The organism is Methylocaldum sp. (assembly GCF_039794385.1).
Classification (GTDB): domain Bacteria; phylum Pseudomonadota; class Gammaproteobacteria; order Methylococcales; family Methylococcaceae; genus Methylocaldum.
In genome coordinates, this window is record NZ_JBDIVO010000014.1 from 13,659 (window position 1) to 36,366 (window position 22,708).

Consider the following 22,708-nt stretch of genomic DNA (forward strand, 5'->3'; position numbering starts at 1 on the left):
CCCCGCCGGGCACGACGGCGCTTTTACCTTGAAAGCAACCGGGATGCCATCGCCTCGAAGACTGGACACACGAGCGCCGAATTCCCGCACTCGGGAAGCTCGCCAGGCAGGGTGACGCGCTTCGGATTGGGTTCCCCCTCGGTCGCCCCCCTCAAATCAGCGCCATTTTTACGCCATATCGTTTTGTGTACGAAATATCGTAATTCCTCGACGGATTACGATCGGCTCGCTGCCCCATGCTCTTAGGCATAACCCAGTCAATTCAGTCGCTTACATGAGGAGGCGAGTGTTGGCCCGCGGTTTGCGCCAGTACGCATCGTCACCGTACCCGAAAAGAAATCTCTTTACATACATTCAGGAGACGAGCCGTGAACACTCTTAAAACACTGACCGCCTGGTTCCTTACCGCAGCCACCGCCCTGGGAAGCACGGTTTCCCTGGCCATCGACAACTCCGCCTATTCGCACGACGCCGACAACGGCGCCCGCAATCCGCAGTGGATGAGTTCGCTGCCCGATAGCCGCAAGTTCAGCGAACTATCCGTGCCGGGAACCCACGACACCATGGCGTTGTACGGCGGCGACTATGCTCAGGCGCAATCCATGTCGCTCGCGAAACAACTCGATGCGGGCATCCGGGCACTGGATATCCGCTGCCGCCATTACGAAAACACTTTCCAGATCTATCACGGCTTCGTGTACCAGTTTGCGAGCTTCGAGACCGTGCTGGACGCCGTGCAGCAGTTCCTGAATCAAAACCCCCGGGAAACCGTTTACATGTATATCCAGTCAGAAACCACAGACATCACGCCGGCCAAGGGAAACACCCGGTCCTTCGCCGAAACCTTCGACGACTACAAGTCCCGGTATCCCGGTCTGTTCTGGGAGTATACCGGCGAGAATCCGACCCTGGGCGAAACCCGAGGCAAGGTCGTCGTCATTCAGAATTTCTATCACTCGCCCGCAGTGGGTCTCGATTACGACCGCTTCGTCAAGCGGGATAACGATTGGAAAGTCAGCACCAACTGGAAACTCTACGACAAATGGACCTCGGTCAAATCCCAGCTCCAACTGGCCGCGACGGCGTCGACCGATACGGTTTTTTCCATCGGCTTGAACGGCGCCGAAATCGCTTTTCCCTACTTCGTCGCCAGCGGCCATAGCTCGCCGGGCACCAACGCGCCCCAACTGATGACCGGCCTGACCACGCCGGGCTGGAAGGACTGGTATCCGGATTTTCCGCGGGTCAACTGCGTGTTGGGCATCTGCTCCATCGCCTTTCTGGGCACCAACCAGTTGACCAACCTTTGGCTTCTGACGCAGCGGATGACGGTGGACCTGCTCAACATGGACCCGAGAAACAAAGACCGGGAGCGCATCCCCTATCCCCGCGTCGGCCTCATCTGGGCCGATTTTCCCGGTAGAAGCTTGATCGAGAACATCATCGCGCTGAATCGCAGGTAGTCTCGAGCGGTGGAGCACATGAAGGGGTGGCAAGATGAGGAGGCATTGCCACCCCTCTTATTATCTTGGCACACCGTGAAAAGCATCGCTCATGCTGAAACTGGAAATAAAATGGGGTACATCGTTCCGCTTGGAATCCATTCCATTGCGCAATGCTGTCTGAGGCGGTTCGAAAAAGCATGACCGTTTCACGCGGAGACTTTTTTCAGACCTGGAAATAAGCCGAGCTGCACGAGAACTACGCATACTCGGCATCGCACGAGCCCGCCGTCCGCGAATTGAGATGCCTGCCGGCATCCTCTATTCTTAGCGACTTTAATAAAATTGGCCGATTCGTGCTCAATAAGACGATAACCGGCGGGCGGAGATGTGAACCTAATCCAGCAATTGTTATTGACGGTCGGCCTGGGTTTGATGGCTGTTTCGGTTAAGGGAAGCGATCTGGGCCTGAGCGACGAACCTTTATTAAAAGAATTTCATTTGGCGGATTTCGACGGTAAGGCGGACGAAGCCGCCTTATTGAGCGATTGGAAGATCATAGTGGAGCGACAACCGGCCAGCATGGCGTTTCGGCTGGGCGAAGACCGAACGAACGGTGTTTCGGGGAGGTCCCTCCAGGTGAGATACGCCTTGCCGCCAAAGACCGATTCGGTGGATCTCCCGGAAACCAGCGGCGAGTTCAGCGCGTCGCTGAATTTGAACTCGCTGGATGCGGCGGACTACGATCATTTGAGGTTCTGGGTCAAGGGAGATCCGGCCGAGGGTTTCAACCCCGAGTTCGAGGTGCAGTTTCGCCGTCCGGAACCGGCAGGGAGCGGGATGAAGGAAGTCGGCAGCTTTATGGTGAGCGGTATTACCGATCAATGGAAACAGGTCGTCGTGCCTTTGAATTACATGATCGGCATCAAGGACTGGAGCCAATTGTCTTCCTTCGTCATTACTTTTTCGCCGCGCGAGATGCGCGTCCATAATGGGGCCTATTGGATCGACGATATCGCGCTGATCAAAACCGGCAAACCGGGGCCCGGCACCGGCGATCTGGTCATCGCCGAAAAGAAGAAAGCCTGGGAAGACGCTTTAGGCGGCGAAGCGGCGGCGCGTCCCAAACTGCGGGAGCGACTGGCCGGCTGGCCCGCTACGCCCTTGATCGACGGCAAAACCCTGCCTGCCGACGAGCGGGAATTTCTCCGCCGCATCGCGCAGGATACCTGGCGCGGCCTCGACGCTTTGACCGACAAGCTGCACGGTTTGCCGCTGGATCGCGTGCATTTCGGCAACGGCTCCGTCGATCTCTCGGTTTCGAAAATCGGCGATTACACTAGCGTCACCAATATCGGTTTTCATTTTCTAGCGGTGGTTGCCGCTCACGAGCTCGGATTCATTACCCGCGAGCAGGCGCTGGAACGGCTCGCGGCGACGCTCGCGACCTTGGAAGTTCTGGAAACCTATCGGGGCTTTTATTTCAATTACTACAACACCACGACACTGGAGCGTACCAGCAATTTCGTCTCGTTCGTGGATTCGTCCTGGCTGACGGCGGGTCTCGTCGTTGCGCGGCAGACGTTTCCGGAGTTCGCTGCCCGTTGCACGCGGCTGATCGAAAACGGCAACTACCGTTTTTTTTACGATCCCGACCATAAGCTCATGTCCCACGGGTATTATGTGAACATGGCCTTGCGGTCGACCTTCCATTACGGGGTGTTTTACGCCGAATCCCGCATCGGAAGCTTGATCGCCATCGGCAAGGGCGATGTTCCCGAGGAACACTGGTTCAGGATGGCGCGCACCCTGCCGGCGGAATTCGATTGGCAGTCGCTTACGCCTCTGGAGCGCACGGAGAAGAGCGTGAACGGTTTTCGCTGGATCGGCGGCTATTACCAATGGCGGGATTACCGCTATGTGCCTTCGTGGGGAGGCAGTTTGTTCGAGGCGCTGATGCCGGCGCTGGTGCTGGATGAAGCGCAGCACGCACCGGGCAGCCTCGGCTACAACGGCAAAGTGCATACCGACATACAGCGGGCATACGCGCTGGAGTCGCTCGGTTATCCGGTCTGGGGCATGTCGCCCAGTTCTACTCCGGGCGCGGACCGTTATTCGGAGTACGGGGTAAAGTTTCTCGGTGCGGCGGGCTACGGCGAGGGCGTGGTAACGCCTCATGCGGCGGCCCTGGCCCTGCTCACCGAACCCTCCGAAGCGGCGGTCAATTTGCGGAAACTGATCGAACTTTATCCCATTTACGGCGATTTCGGATTCTACGACGCGGTGAATCCGGTGACGGGCGAAGTGGCGTACAACTATCTGTGCCTGAATCAGGCGATGATTCTCGTGGCTCTGGCGGACCATCTCGCCGACCATGCGGTGCAGAAGCGCTTCGCGGCCGATCCGATCGTACAACGGGCCTTGCCCCTGATCGGCTTCGAGAAGTTCGTCGATCAGGCGCCTTGACCGTGGCATCGACAGCGAAGCTTATCCGCACCTTCGATCGCGGCGCAGCGCGCCGAAACGTCCATCATCCACTTTAGGCCTGTCGAGGATGGCCAGCGTCGAATTCGAGCACGTCGATAAAACCTATCCGAATGGCCATCGGGCCATTTCCGACCTGAGTCTCCGCATCGAGGACGGCGAGCTGATGGTTTTCGTCGGTCCCTCGGGTTGCGGCAAATCCACCCTGCTGAGACTGCTCGCGGGACTCGAGGAGATCACCGGGGGAATCATAAGAATCGGCGACCGCGTGGCGAACGAGCTCAGTCCGCAGCAGCGGAATATCGCCATGGTGTTCCAGGATTATGCCTTGTACCCGACCATGACTGTGCGCGGCAATCTCGAATTTCCCTTGAAGATGCGGAAGCTCTCCAAGGAGGAAATCAGACGGCGGGTAGGCTGGGCCGCGGACATGCTCGGATTGGGGGATGTCATGGACCGCCTGCCCAAGCAGCTTTCCGGCGGCCAGCGTCAGCGTGTCGCCATGGGGCGGGCGCTGGTGCGGGAGCCGACGGTGTTCTTGCTCGACGAACCGCTATCGAATCTCGATGCGAAGCTGCGCACTCAGGTTCGGGCGGAAATCGGCGATCTGCAGCGGCGCACGGGCGCAACCATGATCTATGTCACTCACGACCAGGTGGAGGCCATGACCTTGGGGCAGCGTATCGCCGTGCTGGATCAAGGCCGCATTCAGCAGGTGGCCAATCCCAAGGAACTGTATGAGCATCCGGCGAATGCCTTCGTCGCGGGATTTATCGGCAACCCGCCGATGAATTTGTTTACCGCGGAATTGCGAAAGGACTTAGACGGACGCTTGCAACTCTTGGTCAACGGACAAGCCCTCCTGGTGTTGCCCGACAAGTGCGCGGCAAGCCTTCGCGACCGCGGCTTGCCGGTAACCGCGGGTTTTCGCCCGGAAGCCGTGCGTTTGTCGGAAGAGGGCGGAAACGGCTTTCCGGCCGTAGTCGTCAACGCGGAATACCTGGGCCACGAGACTTTGCTTCACTTTCGTCCCGGACGCGCCAGCGATCAACTGTCGGATGCGCCGGTCTGGACGGCAAGACTGCCCGGATTGCATCTCTTCTCCAAGGATGAGGCCGTTCGCTTGACGGTATCGCCGGATCAAATTTACTTGTTCGATTAGCTGAACGAACGGGATAAGCGCCTGTCGGATATTTATTCGCCGCCGGCTTTATCTATAAAGTAGCTGCCACGCCTAAGCCGGGGTAGTCATGATCGACTGGAAACAACCGGCATTTTTTCTTGAACTGCTGGTCATTCTGACCAGTTCGCTGGTCAGTGTCGTCGTTTTTCGGCGTTTCCGCATTCCGGACATTCTGGCTTATCTATTCGCCGGCGCCGTGATTGGGCCTTATGCGCTGGGCCTGGTGAAAGACGACGCGAATATCCGTCTCTTCTCCGATCTGGGCGTCACCTTCCTGCTATTCGATCTGGGGCTCGAATTCTCCCTGCCCAGGCTGCTCGCTCTGCGCCGGTCGGTGTTCGGCTTGGGGGTATTGCAACTGACCCTTACGATCGCCGTAATGTCCGGCGTCCTGATCTGGTTCGGCGGTTATTCGTCCGCCGCCTCTCTGGTGATCGCCGGTGCGCTGACGGTGTCGTCGACCGCGATCATCGTGCGGGAATTAAATGAGCTGAGACTCATCAATCGGCACCACGCCCAGCTGTCCATAAGCGTTTCGATTCTTCAGGATCTCGCCGCCGTAATTCTTTTGATACTCATTCCGGCGCTCGCCGTTACCCCCGATCAACCGGTTTACCGGCAAATCGCGTGGACTCTCGGATCGAGTCTGCTCTTGGGAGGTTTTCTTCTCGGCGTGGCGCGATGGGTGTTGCCGCACGTTTTCTATGAGATCACCAAGATTCAATCCGAAGAAATCTTCGTGCTGACGACTCTGGTAATCGTATTGCTCTCCGGTTGGCTGATGAGTGCCTTTGGCCTATCGATGGCGCTCGGCGCCTTCATCATCGGGGTCATGCTGGGCGAGAGCGAATTCCGCCATCAGGTCGAGATGAGCATACGGCCGTTCCGCGATATCTTGATGGGACTGTTTTTCGCGAGTCTCGGCATGAAGCTCGACATCGGGCTGTTGAGCGGCGAGTGGTCCATGCTCCTGATCGGTACCGCCTTGGTGGTACTGGGCAAATGGGCCATCACAGTCGCATCGGCTCTGATCGTCGGCGAATCCTTCCCCACCGCCTGCAAGGCCGGGCTGCTGTTGGCTCAGGTGAGCGAGTTCGGTTTCGCCCTGATCGCCTTGGCCACCGAAGTGGGCATACTCGCCACGGACACCAGTTCACGGGTGCTTTTGATTGCCTGGGCCACTATGGTTTTGAGTCCCGTGCTGATCCGCTACAACTTCGAAATCAGCGAAGCTCTGGCCGGAATGGCAGGGCAGCGGTTCTCGGCGCGCGACAGAGAGAGTGAGCATGTCCCGCCGGATTTGAGCGATCACGTGATCCTTGCCGGTTATGGTAGGGTCGGGCAAATGATCGGGAGATTTTTGCGGACCAACCAGATTCCGTTTATCGCGATGGATATCGACAGCGAGCAGGTCAAAAAAGGGCGTAAGGACGGCGAGTTGGTGATTTACGGGAGTTGCGAGCGGATCGAGCTGCTCGAGCGTTGCCACATCGCCCGCGCGCGCCTGGCGATCCTAACCTTCAAATCGCTTAAGGAAGCCCAGCGAGCGGTTTCGAAAATACGCTCGTCGGGCTATGCGCTGCCCATCATCGTCAGGACCCAGCACCACAGCGATTACACCGGCTTGATCATGGCCGGCGCCAATCACGTGGTGCCCGAGATGTTCGAGGCCAGCCTGCTGATTGCGGCGGAAGTTCTGACCATGCTCGGTTTTTCAAAAGGCGAGGTCGAGGAGCAAATCGACGCCGAGCGGAAGCGCCATAGGCATTTGAGGTGGACTAGTAGGCTCGGATGACGAAGGATCCCGCCATTTCCGCGAAAATGCCCGTTTTCGTTTCCCAACCCAACTTACATGTTGGGTTCACGACGCGCTCCGGAGGGAAAGAAGGCATTATCTTTCTCGACCATTTTGTGTGACGTGGTCCGGAAGTCCGCTGACGCCGGTTTTAAAAGCGTAGGACGCTAACGATTGGCGATGCCGTGCGGTACGTGGCCGGTGGCGACGTGGAGGCAGGCGGATTCGCAATGGCCTTTTTGGTCGTCGAAAAAAATGTCCGCGCCGAACGCCCGCAGAAACGGGCCTTTATCCATCCCGCCCAGAAACAGCGCTTCGTCGATGCGGATGTTCCAGGCGCGCAAGGTACGGACCACCCGTTCGTGGGCGGGAGCCGCGCGGGCCGTTACGAGAGCGGTCCGGATCGGCGACTGGTCCGGGCCGAACAGGGTCTGAATTTGGTGGAGCGCGGCCAGAAAGGCTTTGAACGGGCCGCCGGAGAGCGGATTTCGCGCCTCGGTAATTTCATTTTCAGTAAACGCTTGCAGCCCGTCGGAGCGATAGATACGCTCCGATTCGTCGGAAAACAGCACGGCATCGCCGTCGAAAGCGATCCTCAGTTGCTCGGATTCGTTCGCGGACTTGCTGGCCGACATGATGGTCGCCGCCGCGTATCCGGCATCCAAGGCCTTGGCCACGTCCTCCGCGTTCGCGGAGAGAAACAGGTGCGCGCCGAAAGCCGCGATGTAATTGAAAGGCGATTGGCCGCTGGTGAATGCCGCGCGACAGATATCGAGCTCATGATGCCGAATCGAGTTGAAAACCCTAAGTCCGGTATCCGCGCTATTGCGCGACAGCAGGATGACCTCGACCATCGGGGCGGCCAATACCCGGTTCAGCGCCAGGAGTTTCTTGACCAGCGAAAAAGCCACGCCCGGCGCCAAGACGCTGTCTTCGTGCTCGACCTGGTACCGGCAGAAGGCTTCTTTGCCGTCCTGTTCGAAAATAGCGTGGGATTCGTCCAAGTCGAATAGTGCTCTGGACGAGATGGCCACGACCAGTTTCTTATCCTGTTTGGTAAGCTTGGCTGTCAAATCTGGAAGGCTGGTCACGTCGCGAAAAAATCCATAGAAAAATAATTCGTAACGTCAATGCGGGCACTAATAGCAATCTGAGGGGTCTTAGCTGCTGTTTTGCGGTCTGTTGCTTCGCCCAGCCGAGGGAGCTTCGAAAAGCCGTTTGGTTAAGCGATCAATATATACATTTTTTTTCTGCTGCCGCAAAATCTGTCCTCCTTTTATGAACGTGCCAAAATTATTCAATTGTCAATTTACCTAAGACTATAACAAAGCGTCAGCCATGAAAGATTTATTGCGTAGCAAGTATTCACTTCTTTTCTTATTCCTCTTCATCATCCTGCTTTATGTCCTTTTGGACAAAGCAGTGCTTCCTTTCGTGATGAAAGTGGTCGAATCGGATGTGTTCTTTGAGCAAGAAACGGAAGAAGAACAGTTGGGTAACGTCAAAAATGAACGTACCGACTTCGCGCTGATGCACTGCAAAAATTCGATGAAAGAAGAGGGTATGTTGCCTGAAAATGCCGACTTTCTCGACGCCAAGTACGATGCGTGGGCCTTGGGCAATCGAACCTACATCATTCGTTCAGGCATCAGGGTGGTCGATCCCGAGAAGGGACAGATGGAGAGGAAGTTTGCTTGCAAAATCCGTTTGGTCGAGAACGACCCGACGGATTTCAAGAATTGGTCGATTCTGGGTATCGATTTCCACTCGGAAGACGAGGAGGAATAAGTACCCGGCCGGGGTTTCCGGAAAATCCGTAGTGGCGGATTAAAGATCCGGCGGAAAAACGCCGGATCTTTAATCCGGATCTGAGTAGCCCGTCGGCGTCGGCATTAACCCGGCGGCCAGCTCATCGGGCGTCCGCCGAGAACGTGGAGGTGGAGGTGGTAGACCTCTTGGCCGGAATCCCCTCGGCAATTGATGACCGTGCGGTAGCCCGATTCCGCGATGCCTTCGGATCGGGCGACTTTCCTGGCCGCTTGCAGTAGCTCGGAAGCCAATACCGAGTCGGCCTCGGGCAGATCGTCGAGAGTCGGGATGTGCCGCTTCGGTATGACCAGCACATGAACCGGCGCACGCGGCCGAATATCCCGAAACGCCAGCACGTGATCGTTCTCGTATACCACCGCAGGCTTGATGTCGCCGGCGACCATCTTGCAAAACAGACAATCCGTCATCGTTTCCTCCGCTGGGTCTAACCTAGAAACGGGAATAGTAAGGCTGGACAGTCGGAATCCCTAGGGCTTTTCTACACCATCAAAGCGGTCAACTGCCGTCTCGAGGTTCAAAAGTCTTTGCGGCCGTCGAACGCATGTGCCAAGGTGGCGCCGTCGACGTATTCCAGTTCGCCGCCGAAGGGTACGCCGTAGGCTATGCGGGTCGTCCGAACTCCGTTCTTCCTCGCCATCTCGCTGATGTAGTGAGCTGTGGCTTCTCCTTCCACCGTGGTATTGGTGGCTAGGATGATTTCCGCGACTTCGCCCGACCTCAACCGCTGTTCCAACAAATCGAGGCACAACTCCTCCGGGCCGATGCCATCCAGCGGAGAAAGCCTTCCGTTGAGCACGAAAAAGAGCCCCTTGAATCCGGTTGCCTGACTGATTGCATAAACCTCGGCAGGCGTTTCTACGATGCACAACTGCGTTCTGTCGCGATTGGGACTGGCGCAGATATTACACAGTTCGCCTTCGGTCAAGGTGCGGCATAGCGCGCAATGTCCGATTTTTTCGAGAGCGGAAAGCAGGGATTCGGCGAGACTCCGCGCGCCTTGCCGGTCGCGCTGAAGAAGATAGAACGTCATCCGCTGGGCCGATTTCGGACCCACGCCCGGCAGGCAGCGCAGGGCTTGCATCAATTGGGACAAGGCCCCGGTCTTTGGCATTGGCGATAGAGCGGTCGAATGTTAGGGCAGGACTCGTTCAAAACGGAAGTTTGAATCCGGCGGGCAGCTCGATACCGCCGGTTAAAGCCGACATTTTTTCCTGTTTGAGGCGATTGACCCGGTTTACCGCGTCATTTACGGCGGCGGCGACCAAGTCTTCCAACATGTCGCGATCGTCTCTTACCAGACTTTCGTCGATGCTGACCTTTTTCACTTCCTTTTTGCCGTTCATGACGACCTTGACCAGTCCGCCGCCCGATTCGCCTTGAACTTCCAAAGCGGCTAATTCCTCCTGGGCCTTCTGCAGGTTTTCCTGCATCTTCTGCGCCTGCTGCATGAGATTGGCGAGCGGGTTTTTCATGGGATTCTCCGTCAGTCAATGGGTTTGGTGGAACCTGGGATGATACGGGCGTCGAAACGCTCTTTCAGTGCCCTGATGTTCTCGTCTTGCTCTATTTCGATTTCCGCGGTCCGCTGGCGTTCCTCTTTTTCGCGTTGAATCAGCGAAGCAGGCGTTTCCCGTCCGGGCGCCTCGATTTTGATCGTCAGTTTCAAAGGACTTCGGAAATAATCCCTCAGAGCCTTTTCCAGGTTGGCCTCCACCCGGCTGACGCGGAGGTGAGCATGTTGTGGATCGAGCACCAGGATACAGGATTTTTCGTCCAGGTCTTGCAATACGCAATTGTTCGCCAGTTCGCGAGTCAGTCCGGCGACGCCCATCGCCTGGATCAGTCCGTGCCAGTCATGGCTCGATCCGATTCGAGACGCGGGCGGCGCAGGAGCTGTTCCGATCTCGGTCTTAATCGGTTCGGGAGCAGGCTCGGCTTCGACCTGAGTCGGCATGGAGACGGGGCTAGCGTCGAGCGGACGAGCAATTTTCGGCGGATCGGTTTTTCGTGGGGGAGCCGCGTCGACGGCACTCCGCAGGTCCGCAGATTTCGTCGCCGGACGAAAGGCCAGCATGCGCAGCATCACCATTTCGAAACCCGAGCGCGGATCGGGGGCGAGCGGCAAGTCCCGCTGTCCGATCAAGCCGATCTGATAAAACAGCTGCAAATCCTCTGCGCCGATCCGTTGTGCGAGATTCAAAATCAGGTCGGCGTCGTCCTCCCGCTTGATCGCCTCGGGAATCCATTGGGCGAGCGATGCATGGTGCAGGATGATCAGGATTTGTTGCAGCACGTCGGCGAAATTCGGCGTGTGCTCCGCCATCTGCTCGATGTGCCGGAGCAAGGTTGCGGCATCGCCTTCGGCCAGTGCCGAAAGAAGCTCGAAGACCGGATGCCTCGCCACGGTGCCCAGCATCAGGCTGACTTCGGCTTCCCTGAGCCGGCCGCCGCCGTGGACGATTGCCTGATCGAGAAGACTCAGCCCGTCGCGCATGGAGCCTTCCGCGGCACGGGCTAGCAGCTTCACGGCGGCGGCCTCGTATTCGATGCTCTCGCGCCTTAGGATTTCTTCCATCTGGGCGCGAATCTGATCCGGCGTCAGCCGCTTCAAATTGAATTGCAGGCATCGCGACAGCACCGTGACCGGAATTTTCTGCGGATCGGTCGTGGCCAGCAGGAATTTGATGTGGGGCGGCGGTTCTTCAAGCGTTTTGAGCAGGGCATTGAAGCTATGCCCCGAAAGCATGTGCACTTCGTCGATCAAGTAGACCTTGTACCGCCCCTGGTTGGGGGCGTACTGCACGTTTTCGAGCAGGTCGCGGGTATCTTCGACTTTGGTGCGCGAAGCGGCATCCACTTCGATCAAATCGACGAAGCGGCCTTCGTCCACTTCGCGGCAGATCACGCACTCGCCGCACGGGTCGTAAGTTTTTCGATCCTCGCAATTGAGCGCCTTGGCCAGGATTCGAGCGATGGTGGTTTTGCCGACGCCGCGGGTGCCGGTGAAGAGATAGGCATGGTGCATACGGTCGAATTCGAGCGCGTGGGTCAACGCTCGGACCACATGCTCCTGGCCTACGATTTCGCTAAAAGTGCGGGGTCGCCATTTCCGGGCTAGGGCCTGATACGGCATTCTGGGTTTGTGCACGCTATCGACCGGGATGAATGAATTAGGGCGGCAAGCCGCGCCAGCCGCACCTCGGCACACGAATCCGCTGCTACCGCTGCTCCCTTCCGGGCCTGACGGGGTTTACAGCGTATCGTTGCGAGGGGACCGACGCGACTCGCCATTGAACTCGAAGACCCGGCCATGTCCTATGGCGGGGCTGAAGAGAACGTATTATCGTCGATTAAGAGTCCGGCTTCAAGGCTATATAACGTTTGTCTCAAGCGGTCTTCCGGCGTAGGTGTCTCCGTTTGTGACGAACAGACGACAGCAGCGACAGCAGAATGAACCCCATCCCGGTCAGTCCGGTTATCACTTCGGACACTTCGACGACCATGCTGGCCAGCATCAGGAGGGCCAGCGCGCCTATGGCGTAGTGGGCGCCGTGTTCGAGGAACAGGTATTCGTCCAGGGTGCGCTTGTGAACCAGGAAAACCGTGAGGCTGCGCACGAACATCGCGCCTATGGTCAGGCCCAGCATGATGATCACGACGTCCTTGGATAATGCGAAAGCGCCGATGACGCCGTCGAAAGAGAAAGACAGATCGAGTATTTCCAGATAAAGAAAGGACATGAAGCCGGCTTTGTGTGCCGTGTGTTCGGCGGCTTTCGGGGTTTCGAAAAGGGCGGACAGACTTTTTACCAGGACGAATAGGATGACGCCGGCCAATCCGGCGATCAGGGCGTCCAGGCGCTCTTCGTGCGGCAGATAGTGTTGAGCGGTCAAAAGAGCCGTGAGCGCGGTGATGACCTCGATCGATTCCAGTTTGCCCAGGCGCGACAAGCGGCGTTCGACCCAGCCCAGCCAGTGCAGCGTTCTTTCCGATTCGAACAGAAAGCTGAAAAACACGAGCAGCAGGTACATGCCGCCGAACGCGGAAATCTGTATGTGCGCGGACGTGATGTGACGGGCGTACTCGTCGCTTTCTCGGAAAGCCATGATCACCACATCCTGTAGGCTGTGCCCGGTGATGACGGCGACGATCAGGATGGGCAGGAGAAAACGGGCCCCGAATACGGCGATAACCATGCCCCAGGTGAGAAAACGCCTCTGCCAGCGCGGGGTCATTTTTTTCAGTACCGAGGCGTTGACCACGGCATTGTCGAACGAAAGGCTGACCTCCATCACGCTCAAAATGCCCGCCAGGAAGAGACCGGCCAGTCCGGCCCAGTAGTAAGCGGTCGATAAGCCGATCAGCAAAATCAAGAACGAAAACAAGAAATACCGCACAAAAAACTCCGCATTAAATAAAAGTACGGCCATGAGGGTCGGTAACCGTTCTTTCCGCCAAGAGCCGCCGTCCAGGCGAAAGCGGTCAGTCCCAGGCGAAAGCGGTCAGTCGAACTAAGCGGCAAGTTGCTCCAGCAATTGGCCGATGAAAACGACCTTACTCTCGGGAGTATCGAAGCGGGCAAAAAATTTCAGTTTATCCGGGCCGTCCAGTTTGTAGGTTTGCGGTTGGGCTTGGATCAGACGAATCACCTGGGCCGGATCGACGGCCGGATTCGGATTGAATAATAGCCGGCCGTTTCCGGAGCCCGCTTCGATCTTGTGGACCCCGAGGGCTTCCGCTCTCAGTTTGAGTTCGGTGATCGCGAACAAGTTCTTGGTCTGCGGAGGCAGGAGTCCGAACCGGTCGATCATTTCCACCTGCAGCTTGCGCAAATCCTCTTCGTTCTTGGCATTGGCGATGCGCTTGTAGAGCACGAGACGGGTGTGAACGTCCGGCAGATAAGTGTCGGGAATGAGGGCTGGACACTGGAGGTCGATCTCGGGGCCGGCCTCGTGGGGAAGCATGTCGAGATCCAGCGATTTGCCCGATTTGAGTGCCGCCACAGCCCGTTCCAGCAACTCGGTATACAGGCTGAGACCGATTTCTTGAATCTGGCCGCTTTGTTCATCGCCCAACAACTCGCCGGCGCCGCGGATTTCGAGGTCATGGGAAGATAGCATGAACCCTGCTCCGAGTTCGCCCGTGGCCTCGATCGCCTCGAGCCGCTTGACCGCGTCGGCGGTCATCAAGGATTTCGGCGGTACCACCAGATAAGCGTAAGCGCGATGATGCGAGCGGCCGACCCGCCCTCGAATCTGGTGCAGCTGGGCGAGTCCCAGCAAATCGGCGCGGTGGATGATGATGGTGTTTGCCGTCGGAACGTCGATACCGCTTTCGATGATGGTGGTGCAAAGCAGTACGTTGAAACGCTGATGGTAAAAATCCAGCATGATCCGCTCCAGTTCCCGCTCCGCCATCTGCCCATGAGCGGTGCGGACACGGGCGACCGGCACCAGCTTCTCCAAGTCCCGCGCCGTTTTTTCCATGGTTTCGATCTTGTTGTGCAGGAAATAAACCTGCCCGCCGCGTTTGATTTCTCGGAGTATTGCTTCCTGAATCAGGGCATCGTCCCATTCGCTGACGAAGGTCTTGATGGCGTGCCGGTTGGGCGGCGGAGTGGCGATGATGGAAATATCCCGGAGCCCGGACATCGCCATATTGAGCGTGCGCGGAATCGGCGTCGCGGTCAGGGTGAGAAAATCCAGTTCGCTGCGGAGTTTCTTGAAATGCTCTTTCTGGGCGACGCCGAACCGGTGCTCCTCGTCGACGATCACCAGTCCCAGGTTCTTGAAGCGGACATCCTTTTGCAGAATCTTGTGGGTGCCGATGAGGATATCTATCGTGCCCTTCTCCAAGTCTTCGAGGAGCTGCTCCTGCTGTTTTTTGCCGACGAAGCGTGAAACCACCTCGACCCGAATCGGCCAGTCGGCAAAGCGGTCCCGGAAATTCTGAAAATGCTGCTGCGCCAATAGGGTCGTGGGCACCAGAACCGCCACCTGTCTGCCGTTTTGCGCCGCGATGAAAGCCGCTCGCATGGCTACTTCGGTCTTGCCGAAGCCGACATCGCCGCAGATGACTCTATCCATGGGGAGGGGCGCGGCCATGTCCTTGACGACGTCGAGGATGGCGTTCTCCTGATCGGGCGTTTCCTCGAAGGGAAAGCCGGCGGCGAAAGCGGCGTATTCCTCGGTCACCGTTTTATAGGCGTGTCCCTCCTTGGCCGCTCGCTTGGCGTAAATATTCAGCAGTTCCGCCGCGATATCCCTTACCCTCTCGAGTGCCTTGCGCCTGGCCTTTTGCCACTGTTCCCCGCCCAGTTTGTGCAGGGGGGCGGTGTCAGGGCTGGCGCCGCTGTACCGGCTGATCAGGTGCAAAGAGGAAACCGGGACGTACAGCTTGTCGTTGTTTGCATACTCCAGTGCGAGGAACTCGGTTTCGATCCCGCCTACTGTCAGCTTGGTCAGGCCGAGATAGCGGCCGACGCCGTGATCCTGATGCACGACCGGTGAGCCGATATCCAGTTCCTCCAGGTTACGGAAGATCTGTTCGAGGTTGCGATCGGCTGCGGTCCGGCGCCGTCTCCGTTGTTGAACCCTTTCTCCGGAAAGCTGAGTTTCGGTAATGATGGCCAACGGCGGATCGGTAAGCCAGAGGCCGTGGTCCATCGGCGCGACGACCAGGCAGGGGCTTTTCTCGGCGGCGAGAAATCCTTGCCAGTTTTCGACGACTTGCGGCTTTATGGCGTATTTCGCCAGGGTATCCAGCAGTGCTTCCCGATGACCCGCGGTTTCCGCGACGAACAAAATCCTGCCAGCCTTCTCGCTTAGGAAAGAGGACAATGCGACAGCCGGCTGCTTCAATTTCGGGTCTATCGCGACAGGGGGAAGCGGCCGGCAATCGTAGTCGACCGAATCGAATTTTTCGGTAGGACGCGCGGGAGAGGACGCAATCCAGATTCTGGGATGGACGGCAAGCCGTTCGGCCAGAATGCTGGGCGTCAGAAACAGCGATTCCGGCGGGAGTGGAGGGCGGTCGATATGCCCCGACCGGTGATCGTGCCGCTTTTCGACCTCTCGAAAGAAAACCTCGGCGGCATCGTCGATGGCACGGTGTAGAACGACCGCGGCCGTTTTCGGCAGATAGTCGAACAAGGTTTCGGTTTGGTCCACGAACAGCGGCAGATAGTACTCGATGCCGCCCGACGCGATGCCTTTGCTGACGTCCTGATACAAAGGATTGTTGATGGACGCCTCGGAAAAATGCGTTCGGAATGCCCGTCTAAACCGTTTGATCGCTTCCTCGTCGAAAGGAAACTCGCGAGCGGGAAATAAGCTGATTTCTCTGACTTTCTCCAGGGAACGTTGAGTCTCGGTATCGAAAGTCCTGATCGATTCCACTTCATCGTCGAAAAGCTCGATACGATACGGGACGGTACTGCCCATAGGGAAAAGATCGATGATCGATCCCCGTACCGCAAATTCCCCGTGTTGCAGAACTTGCGACACGCACTCGTATCCGACGCTTTCCAGTCTTTGCCGGGTCTCTTCTAGATTAAGCCGGCTGCCTACTTTTAGCGCAAAGGTGTTGGCCAATACATGCGAGCGCGGCGCCAACCGCTGCATCAAGGTGGCGACCGGAGTAATCAGTATTCCGTGTTCGATGCGCGCCAATTGGGCGAGCGTTTTCAGCCGTTCCGAGACGATTTCGGGCAGGGGAGAGAAAACGTCGTAAGGCAGGGTTTCCCAATCGGGAAAGTGGAGTACCGGCGCGCTTCCGTCCAGAAAAAACTCGATTTCGTGTTCGAGCCTCAGAGCGGTTTGCGTATCTTCGGTCACGATCAGATAGAGCCGTTTATCTTGCTTTACCGCCTGAGCCAAGGCCAGAGAATCGCCGCAGCCATTTAGGTTTTGCCAGACCATGGACGGGGCGTTGTAGCCCGGAACGGTCGGCGTGAACGGTGAAATGGCTCCGAACTGTTTTGCAGCTTGATTCATGGCTCTGAAGTGATGAATGTCGAACGAATAACTAAAGGGGTAGTGTCGCAGAAAAATCCGCTCTAGGCTCTCGTGCGACCGGGTTAGCGGTATTCGGATGTCTACCTATATATATACGGTCAAATTGTTGACAGGTAGGACCGGCATCGATACAGCCTGGTTCTTGGAATTCAATCGAAATAACGCCAATCTTCCGTTTTAACACGGGCACTGCGGAATCAGCGCTCATTGCTTCTATCTAATTGTCTAAAATATGAGCGATTTATTTTTTATATTTTTTTAATATACTAATTACGTCTTCACAAGGTTAACCTATATCTTGTTACGTCAATTTTATAATAGAGGTAGTTTATGAAGGGCAATTTAGCAGACCTTTCCGAAGCCGAACTGGCAAACATGATCGAAAACGCTCAGAAAGCGTTGAAAGAAAAGAAGGAAACTAAGCGCAAGGAAGTCATAAGCAAGATAAAGGAATTGGCTGCTTCGATCGGTGTTAATGTGGACATCACTGAAGGCACAAAGGTCTCCGGGAGAAAGGGCAGTAAAGTTCCGGTTAAATACCAAAACCCCAATAATCTGTCTCAAAAATGGACCGGCCGTGGTATGAAACCGAAATGGCTGCAAACGCTCATCGAGCAAGGCCATAAGCTGGAGGACTTTGAAGTGAAGTCCTGATCGAGAGCAAGATAAGGTCCCCGGCCGGACCGCCGGGTTCCACTGCAATTCTGCTATCGAGTGAACAGGATCGAAAGGATTTTGGCTCCTGAAACTTGGCTGCCGATGAATTCTTGTACCTGGTTTCGCGGCGATTTTGCTAATCCAGATAACGTTTAGTCAATCCGCCATACTCTTCGATCCGCCGGTCACGCAGGTACGGCCAGATTCGACGGACGTCCTCCGATCGGCGGCGGTTTATTTCAACCACCATAACCCGCTCTTCTTTCTCGTTGGCCTGACAAAGAATTTCCCCTTGGGGGCCGGCGACAAAACTATTTCCCCAGAACATGATGCCTCTGGTTTGACCGCTTGGATCAGGCTCGTGCCCGATGCGATTGCAGGAGATGACCGGTAGGCCATTGGCAACGCCGTGTGCCCGTTGAATGGTTATCCAGGCTTGCAATTGCCTTTGCTGTTCGTCGGCGTCGTCGTCCGGATTCCAGCCGATGGCCGTGGGGTACAGCAGCAGATCGGCACCCGCAAGGGCCATTAGCCGCGCGGCTTCCGGATACCATTGGTCCCAGCATACCAAGACTCCGAGTTTTCCCAACGATGTGGTTATCGGTTTGAAACCTATATCACCGGGCGTGAAATAAAATTTTTCGTAATATCCCGGATCATCGGGTATATGCATTTTTCGGTATTTACCCGCCAAACTGCCGTTTTTTTCCAGTACGACAGCCGTATTGTGATATAGCCCCGGAGCGCGCCGTTCGAATAGCGAAGCTACGATGACTATTCCAAGCTCTTTAGCAAGTACGCCCAAGATTTCGGTGGTCGGTCCCGGTATGGGTTCGGCCAGATCGAAACGGCTGCAATCTTCCGTCTGGCAGAAATAAGGGCCGAGATGGAGTTCCGGCAGCAATACCAGTTTCGCACCCTGGGCCGCGGCATCTTTCACACCCTGAATCGATATCTTCAGATTGACATCCTTGTCCGCAGAGCCGCAGGCTTGTTGTACCAAACCTATTTTGATCGATTGTGTCATATCAGGTTACTCGAACTATTCTCGGAAACTGCATGGTCATGCAGTGCAGGCTGCCGTATTGTCGGATGAGCGGTATACAAGGTATGCCCACGATTTCGCGATCCGGAAAGGCATCGGCCAAACGCGCCACAGTTTCGGAGTCCGCCGGATCGTCATATACAGGGACTAGAACGGCTCCATTGATGATTAGAAAATTGGCGTAAGTCGCCGGCAATCGATTGCCTTCTTCGCTGAAAATCGGTTGCGGAATATTTAAAGGTATCAAGCGATAAGATTGACCCGAAAACGTGACGAAGGTTCGCAGTTGATTTTCCATCGCTTTGAATTCGTCGTATAGCGGATCGCCGGGATCGTTGCAGGCGGTGTAGGCGATCGTATCTGCCGAACAAAAGCGGGCCAGGGTATCGATATGGGCATCGGTATCGTCGCCCTCGGCATGGCCATGGTCGAGCCAAAGAATACGGTTGGCGCCGAGGCTGGTTTTCAGCCGATTGTCGATTTGTTCGCGCGTCAGTTCCGGATTGCGGTTGGGATTGAGCAGGCAGCGGCTGGTTGTCATGATCGTGCCTTCACCGTCCGATTCCACACTTCCGCCTTCTAATGTAAAGTCGACTCTATCCATCGGGATGTCGCCAAGCAATCCAGACGCGTGGAGGTGCTGAGCCAATCGGGCATCAGCCTCGTGCGGATATTTTCCGCCCCATCCGTTGAAGCGAAAGTCGATAAGCCTTACGCCTTGTTCGGTTGCTAGCGTGAGCGGCGCCGTATCCCGCACCCACACGTCGTCGTAAGACATCTGAGCGAACCGAACCCGGTCGAGATTCGCGGCGCATGCCGCCAACCGTTGATGGATATGCCTTTGATGGGCATCATCCCGGCAAATAATAATCACAGTTTCACGGCTAGCGATTTCGAGTGCGATCAGGTCGTATGTTTTTTCGACCGCATTTAGCCACGGCTCGAAATCGCCTTGAGAATAAGGCCAAGCGATCAAAACCGCTGATTGCTCCGCCCATTCGGGCACCAAAATGGATAAAAGTGATGATGTCACGGTCAGAATATCGGTTCCGGAAAAACCGATTATTGTACCGTAAAACATCCGTAGTAGCGGGGGCGCTCGGTTTGGTATACGGTAGCGGGGTATTAGGCACGGCCCAATACGTTATGCGGACAGCAACTCCGCTGGACAGCCGATAAAAATAATGGCGGCGAAAGGGTATTAATTCCGCACAAGAGCTTTTTTTCATAGAGAACACTATGGCATCGACTCTCCATCCCGAATCGAAAACTATCCGCCTTTCCGTCTCCGGCATGCGCTGCGCCGGGTGTGTCGAGGCCGTCGAGACCGCGCTGCGCTCGCTGCCCAATGTGTTTTCCGCCGATGTCAATTTTGCCGATCATTCCGCTCTGGTGCGAGGGAACGTGGACCCGGACGTCTTGCGCAAGGCCGTGCAGGATGCGGGTTACGATGCGGCGGTAATGGAGGGATTGGAAGATCCGGCCGAACAGGAGGCGCTGGAAACCGCCCGTTACCATACGCTGCTCAACAAGGCCGCCGTCGCCGGCGCGGTCGGCGCGCCCTTGATGCTGGTAGAGCACTTCGGATGGTTTCCTATGCTGGGGGAGCCGACCGCCCGCGGCGTGTGGCTGATCGTTTCCATGGTCACGTTGTGGGTTCTGTATTTCTCAGGCGGCCATTTCTTCAGGGGGGCGATCAAGAGTTTGCAGCATCGCCAGGCCAATATGGATACCCTGATCGCGCTCGGCACCGGCGCCGCCTGGTTCTACTCGACCATGGCCATTTTCTTTTCCGACAGCCTGCCGATGCTGGCGCGGCACGCCTACTTCGAAGCGGCGACCATCATTCTGGCGTTCATCAACCTGGGAAGCGCCCTGGAAATGCGCGCCCGCGGCAAAACGTCGTCCGCAATCCGTCAGTTGATCGGTCTTCAGCCGCGAACGGCACGCGTGTTGAGGGATGGTCAGGAGATCGATATTCCCATCGCGGAGGTTGGCCTGGATGAAACCTTGCGGGTGAGGCCGGGCGAAAAAATCCCGGTGGACGGCGTCGTCATCGAGGGTCATTCCAGCCTGGACGAATCCATGCTCACCGGCGAACCCATGCCGGTCGAGAAAACCGTGGGAGACGAAGTCGTCGCCGGCACGCTCAATCAGTCTGGAACGCTGCTGTTCAAGGCAACCCGGATCGGGCGCGACACCGTATTGGCGCAAATCATCGCCAGCGTTCGAAAGGCGCAGGCGAGCAAGCCGGAAATCGCCCGCCTCGTGGACCGTGTTGCTTCCGTGTTCGTTCCGGCAGTCGTGGCGGTTTCGCTGCTGACCTTCCTGGTTTGGTGGACGGCCGGGCCGGCCCCGGCGCTCGGCTACGCCTTCGTCACGGCCATGACGGTGCTGGTAATCGCCTGTCCCTGCGCCTTGGGGCTGGCTACGCCGATATCCATCATGGTGGCGGTCGGAAAGGCGGCGCAGAAGGGCATCCTCATCCGCAACGGCGACGCGCTTCAATCGGCGGGGAAACTGACCTGCATCGTGCTGGACAAAACCGGAACGGTGACCGAGGGCAAACCGCGTCTGGTTCGAATCGAGACCTCCCAGGATTGGACCGAGGAACAGGTACTCCAATGGGCGGCGAGTCTCGAAACCGGGTCCGAGCATCCCCTGGCCGCGGCGATTCTGGCGGCGGCCGCCGAGAAGAACGGCACTCTCCTGCCGGTTACGGGATTCGCGGCGGTTGCGGGTCATGGCGTTTCGGGTCTCATCGAAAACCGTGCCGTACTGTTGGGTAATTTGACCTTGATGGCCGAACAGGGAATCGATTGCGGACGTTTCGCCGAACGCTTGACCGAGTTGGCTAGCGAGGGGCAAACCCCCGTCCTGTTGGCGGTCGACAGAACCGTGGTCGGGCTGCTTTCGGTGGCCGATCCGATCAAGGCGGATTCCAAGCAAGCCGTTGCGCGATTGAGATCCATGGGCGTACGGGTGCTCATGGTAACCGGCGACAACGAGGTCACGGCCAAGGCGATTGCCGCCGAGGCCGGCATCGACGAGGTACGCGCGCAGGTGCTTCCCCAGGATAAGGCTGCTGTCGTGAAAGCCTTGCAGGAGGCCGGGGAGATCGTAGGCATGGTAGGCGATGGCATCAACGATGCACCGGCCTTGGCCCAGTCCAACGTGGGGCTGGCGATCGGCACCGGCACCGATGTCGCCATAGAAAGCGGCGACGTGGTGATCATGGGCGGTTCGCTCCTGAAAGTAGCCGAGGCCATGGAGCTGTCGCGGGCCACGGTGCGCAACATCAAGCAGAATCTGTTCGGAGCCTTTATCTACAACACGCTTGCTATTCCGATCGCCGCCGGTTTTCTCTATCCGGTTTTCGGAATCCTGCTCAATCCCATGATCGCCGGCGCAGCCATGGCGATGTCCTCGGTGACGGTGGTGAGCAATGCCAACCGCTTGCGGTATTTTTGACGGACCGGGCCCGCTCGCTTCTATAGCAATGGTGGTAGAATTCTCCGGTTTTTCGGCACGGTTTTAGCTGAAGCGGAGGTAAGTTAATCAATGGCAGGTCATAGCAAGTGGGCCAACATCCAACATCGCAAGGGCGCTCAAGACGCCAAGCGCGGCAAGCTGTTCACCAAGCTGATTCGGGAGATCACCGTGTCGGCCCGGAACGGAGGCGGCGATCCCGCGAATAACCCGCGCCTTAGGGCGGCGATGGACAAGGCCCTCACCGCCAATATGTCCAAGGACACCATCGAACGGGCCATCAAGAAAGGTACCGGTGCTGGCGAAGGCGACAATTACGAGGAAGTGCGCTACGAGGGCTACGGCCCCGGCGGCATTGCGGTAATGGTGGATTGCCTGACCGACAACCGCAATCGCACGGTTTCGGAAGTGCGCCATGCCTTCACCAAGGCGGGCGGCAACTTGGGCACCGACGGCTCCGTGGCCTATTTGTTTTCGAAGACCGGCATCATCAGTTATCCGGCGAGCGTCGAAGAGGACCGGGTGATGGAGGCCGCGCTCGAAGCCGGCGCGGACGATGTGATCAGCAACGGCGACGGTTCGATCGATGTGCTGGTCGCTCCGGATCAGTTCGAGACGGTGCGCGATACGCTCGCGCAAGCCGGGCTCGCGCCAGAGAGCGCCGAGGTGACTATGCGAGCCAGCACCAGCGTGGCCTTGGACAAGGACGACGCGGAGAAGATGATCCGCCTTCTGGAGCGTCTGGAAGATTTGGACGACGTACAAAAT

The 22,708-nt window shown here is 57.2% G+C and carries 17 protein-coding genes and 1 other RNA gene; 8 read left to right on the forward strand and 10 right to left on the reverse strand.

What is annotated here, in order from left to right; translation table 11 throughout:
* Window positions 1–368 precede the first annotated feature (368 nt).
* From ABJK70_RS02560 to ABJK70_RS02575, 4 genes are all read left to right on the forward strand, one after another.
* Window positions 369–1,463 (forward strand): phosphatidylinositol-specific phospholipase C, encoded by a 1,095-nt coding sequence (locus ABJK70_RS02560; RefSeq protein WP_077728952.1) that lies wholly within the window; start codon window positions 369–371, stop codon window positions 1,461–1,463.
* Window positions 1,464–1,832: 369 nt separating this feature from the next.
* On the forward strand, window positions 1,833–3,908 hold the full coding sequence (locus ABJK70_RS02565; RefSeq protein ID WP_139841151.1) for a glucoamylase family protein: 2,076 nt from the start codon (window positions 1,833–1,835) through the stop codon (window positions 3,906–3,908).
* A gap of 88 nt (window positions 3,909–3,996) precedes the next feature.
* Complete coding sequence (locus ABJK70_RS02570) at window positions 3,997–5,088, forward strand: ABC transporter ATP-binding protein (protein ID WP_086135323.1); 1,092 nt, start codon at window positions 3,997–3,999, stop codon at window positions 5,086–5,088.
* Between the two features lie 88 nt (window positions 5,089–5,176).
* Window positions 5,177–6,904, forward strand: coding sequence for a cation:proton antiporter (locus ABJK70_RS02575; protein ID WP_086135324.1), 1,728 nt, complete (start codon window positions 5,177–5,179; stop codon window positions 6,902–6,904).
* A gap of 167 nt (window positions 6,905–7,071) precedes the next feature.
* Here the strand turns inward: ABJK70_RS02575 and ABJK70_RS02580 are convergent, their stop codons facing one another.
* Entirely contained in the window at window positions 7,072–7,995 is a 924-nt protein-coding gene (locus ABJK70_RS02580) for a 5'-nucleotidase (protein ID WP_240502422.1), read from the reverse strand.
* 247 nt (window positions 7,996–8,242) lie between these two features.
* On the opposite strand from ABJK70_RS02580, the gene ABJK70_RS02585 reads away from it, so the two are divergent.
* Window positions 8,243–8,692, forward strand: coding sequence for a hypothetical protein (locus ABJK70_RS02585; RefSeq protein ID WP_240502423.1), 450 nt, complete (start codon window positions 8,243–8,245; stop codon window positions 8,690–8,692).
* Window positions 8,693–8,796: 104 nt separating this feature from the next.
* On the opposite strand, the gene ABJK70_RS02590 is transcribed toward ABJK70_RS02585, so the two are convergent.
* The 7 genes from ABJK70_RS02590 to mfd all read right to left on the reverse strand — a co-directional run bounded on the left by ABJK70_RS02590 (window position 8,797) and on the right by mfd (window position 16,653).
* Window positions 8,797–9,141: a histidine triad nucleotide-binding protein gene (locus tag ABJK70_RS02590; RefSeq protein WP_133716663.1), complete on the reverse strand. Its 345-nt coding sequence runs from the start codon at window positions 9,139–9,141 to the stop codon at window positions 8,797–8,799.
* Between the two features lie 107 nt (window positions 9,142–9,248).
* Complete coding sequence (recR, locus tag ABJK70_RS02595; protein ID WP_347257350.1) at window positions 9,249–9,845, reverse strand: recombination mediator RecR; 597 nt, start codon at window positions 9,843–9,845, stop codon at window positions 9,249–9,251.
* A gap of 37 nt (window positions 9,846–9,882) precedes the next feature.
* On the reverse strand, window positions 9,883–10,206 hold the full coding sequence (locus ABJK70_RS02600) for a YbaB/EbfC family nucleoid-associated protein (protein ID WP_077728959.1): 324 nt from the start codon (window positions 10,204–10,206) through the stop codon (window positions 9,883–9,885).
* A gap of 11 nt (window positions 10,207–10,217) precedes the next feature.
* Window positions 10,218–11,867 carry a DNA polymerase III subunit gamma/tau gene (dnaX, locus tag ABJK70_RS02605; RefSeq protein ID WP_077728960.1) on the reverse strand — a complete coding sequence of 550 codons (1,650 nt, stop codon included), beginning with the start codon at window positions 11,865–11,867 and terminating at the stop codon, window positions 10,218–10,220.
* Window positions 11,868–11,917: 50 nt separating this feature from the next.
* Window positions 11,918–12,014, reverse strand: an RNA gene (gene ffs, locus ABJK70_RS02610) — signal recognition particle sRNA small type.
* Between the two features lie 106 nt (window positions 12,015–12,120).
* Complete coding sequence (locus tag ABJK70_RS02615; protein WP_077729113.1) at window positions 12,121–13,131, reverse strand: DUF475 domain-containing protein; 1,011 nt, start codon at window positions 13,129–13,131, stop codon at window positions 12,121–12,123.
* A 114-nt stretch (window positions 13,132–13,245) separates the two neighbouring features.
* Entirely contained in the window at window positions 13,246–16,653 is a 3,408-nt protein-coding gene (mfd, locus tag ABJK70_RS02620; protein ID WP_347257353.1) for a transcription-repair coupling factor, read from the reverse strand.
* 426 nt (window positions 16,654–17,079) lie between these two features.
* Between mfd and ABJK70_RS02625 the strand changes: the two genes are divergently transcribed.
* Window positions 17,080–17,403 carry an H-NS histone family protein gene (locus ABJK70_RS02625; RefSeq protein ID WP_077728962.1) on the forward strand — a complete coding sequence of 108 codons (324 nt, stop codon included), beginning with the start codon at window positions 17,080–17,082 and terminating at the stop codon, window positions 17,401–17,403.
* A 139-nt stretch (window positions 17,404–17,542) separates the two neighbouring features.
* On the opposite strand, the gene ABJK70_RS02630 is transcribed toward ABJK70_RS02625, so the two are convergent.
* On the reverse strand, window positions 17,543–18,433 hold the full coding sequence (locus tag ABJK70_RS02630; RefSeq protein ID WP_086135327.1) for a carbon-nitrogen hydrolase: 891 nt from the start codon (window positions 18,431–18,433) through the stop codon (window positions 17,543–17,545).
* Between the two features lies 1 nt (window position 18,434).
* The gene (locus tag ABJK70_RS02635; protein ID WP_347257351.1) at window positions 18,435–19,484 is read right to left on the reverse strand and encodes an agmatine deiminase family protein; all 1,050 of its coding nucleotides are present in this window, start codon (window positions 19,482–19,484) and stop codon (window positions 18,435–18,437) included.
* Window positions 19,485–19,690: 206 nt separating this feature from the next.
* Here ABJK70_RS02635 and ABJK70_RS02640 point away from each other — a divergent pair, with 206 nt between their 5' ends.
* Window positions 19,691–21,922, forward strand: a complete 2,232-nt coding sequence (locus ABJK70_RS02640) for a heavy metal translocating P-type ATPase (protein WP_240502425.1) — start codon at window positions 19,691–19,693, stop codon at window positions 21,920–21,922.
* 90 nt (window positions 21,923–22,012) lie between these two features.
* Window positions 22,013–22,708: YebC/PmpR family DNA-binding transcriptional regulator (locus ABJK70_RS02645; RefSeq protein ID WP_347257352.1), on the forward strand; the 696-nt coding region annotated here is incomplete at its 3' end.

Coding starts and splice junctions, on each gene's coding strand:
- ABJK70_RS02575 (WP_086135324.1), top strand. CDS start 5,177: ATGATCGACTGGAAACAACCGGCATTTTTTCTTGAACTGCTGGTCATT.
- dnaX (WP_077728960.1), bottom strand. CDS start 11,867: ATGCCGTATCAGGCCCTAGCCCGGAAATGGCGACCCCGCACTTTTAGC.
- ABJK70_RS02585 (WP_240502423.1), top strand. CDS start 8,243: ATGAAAGATTTATTGCGTAGCAAGTATTCACTTCTTTTCTTATTCCTC.
- recR (WP_347257350.1), bottom strand. CDS start 9,845: ATGCCAAAGACCGGGGCCTTGTCCCAATTGATGCAAGCCCTGCGCTGC.
- ABJK70_RS02625 (WP_077728962.1), top strand. CDS start 17,080: ATGAAGGGCAATTTAGCAGACCTTTCCGAAGCCGAACTGGCAAACATG.
- ABJK70_RS02630 (WP_086135327.1), bottom strand. CDS start 18,433: ATGACACAATCGATCAAAATAGGTTTGGTACAACAAGCCTGCGGCTCT.
- ABJK70_RS02600 (WP_077728959.1), bottom strand. CDS start 10,206: ATGAAAAACCCGCTCGCCAATCTCATGCAGCAGGCGCAGAAGATGCAG.
- ABJK70_RS02570 (WP_086135323.1), top strand. CDS start 3,997: ATGGCCAGCGTCGAATTCGAGCACGTCGATAAAACCTATCCGAATGGC.
- ABJK70_RS02590 (WP_133716663.1), bottom strand. CDS start 9,141: ATGACGGATTGTCTGTTTTGCAAGATGGTCGCCGGCGACATCAAGCCT.
- ABJK70_RS02640 (WP_240502425.1), top strand. CDS start 19,691: ATGGCATCGACTCTCCATCCCGAATCGAAAACTATCCGCCTTTCCGTC.
- mfd (WP_347257353.1), bottom strand. CDS start 16,653: ATGGTCTGGCAAAACCTAAATGGCTGCGGCGATTCTCTGGCCTTGGCT.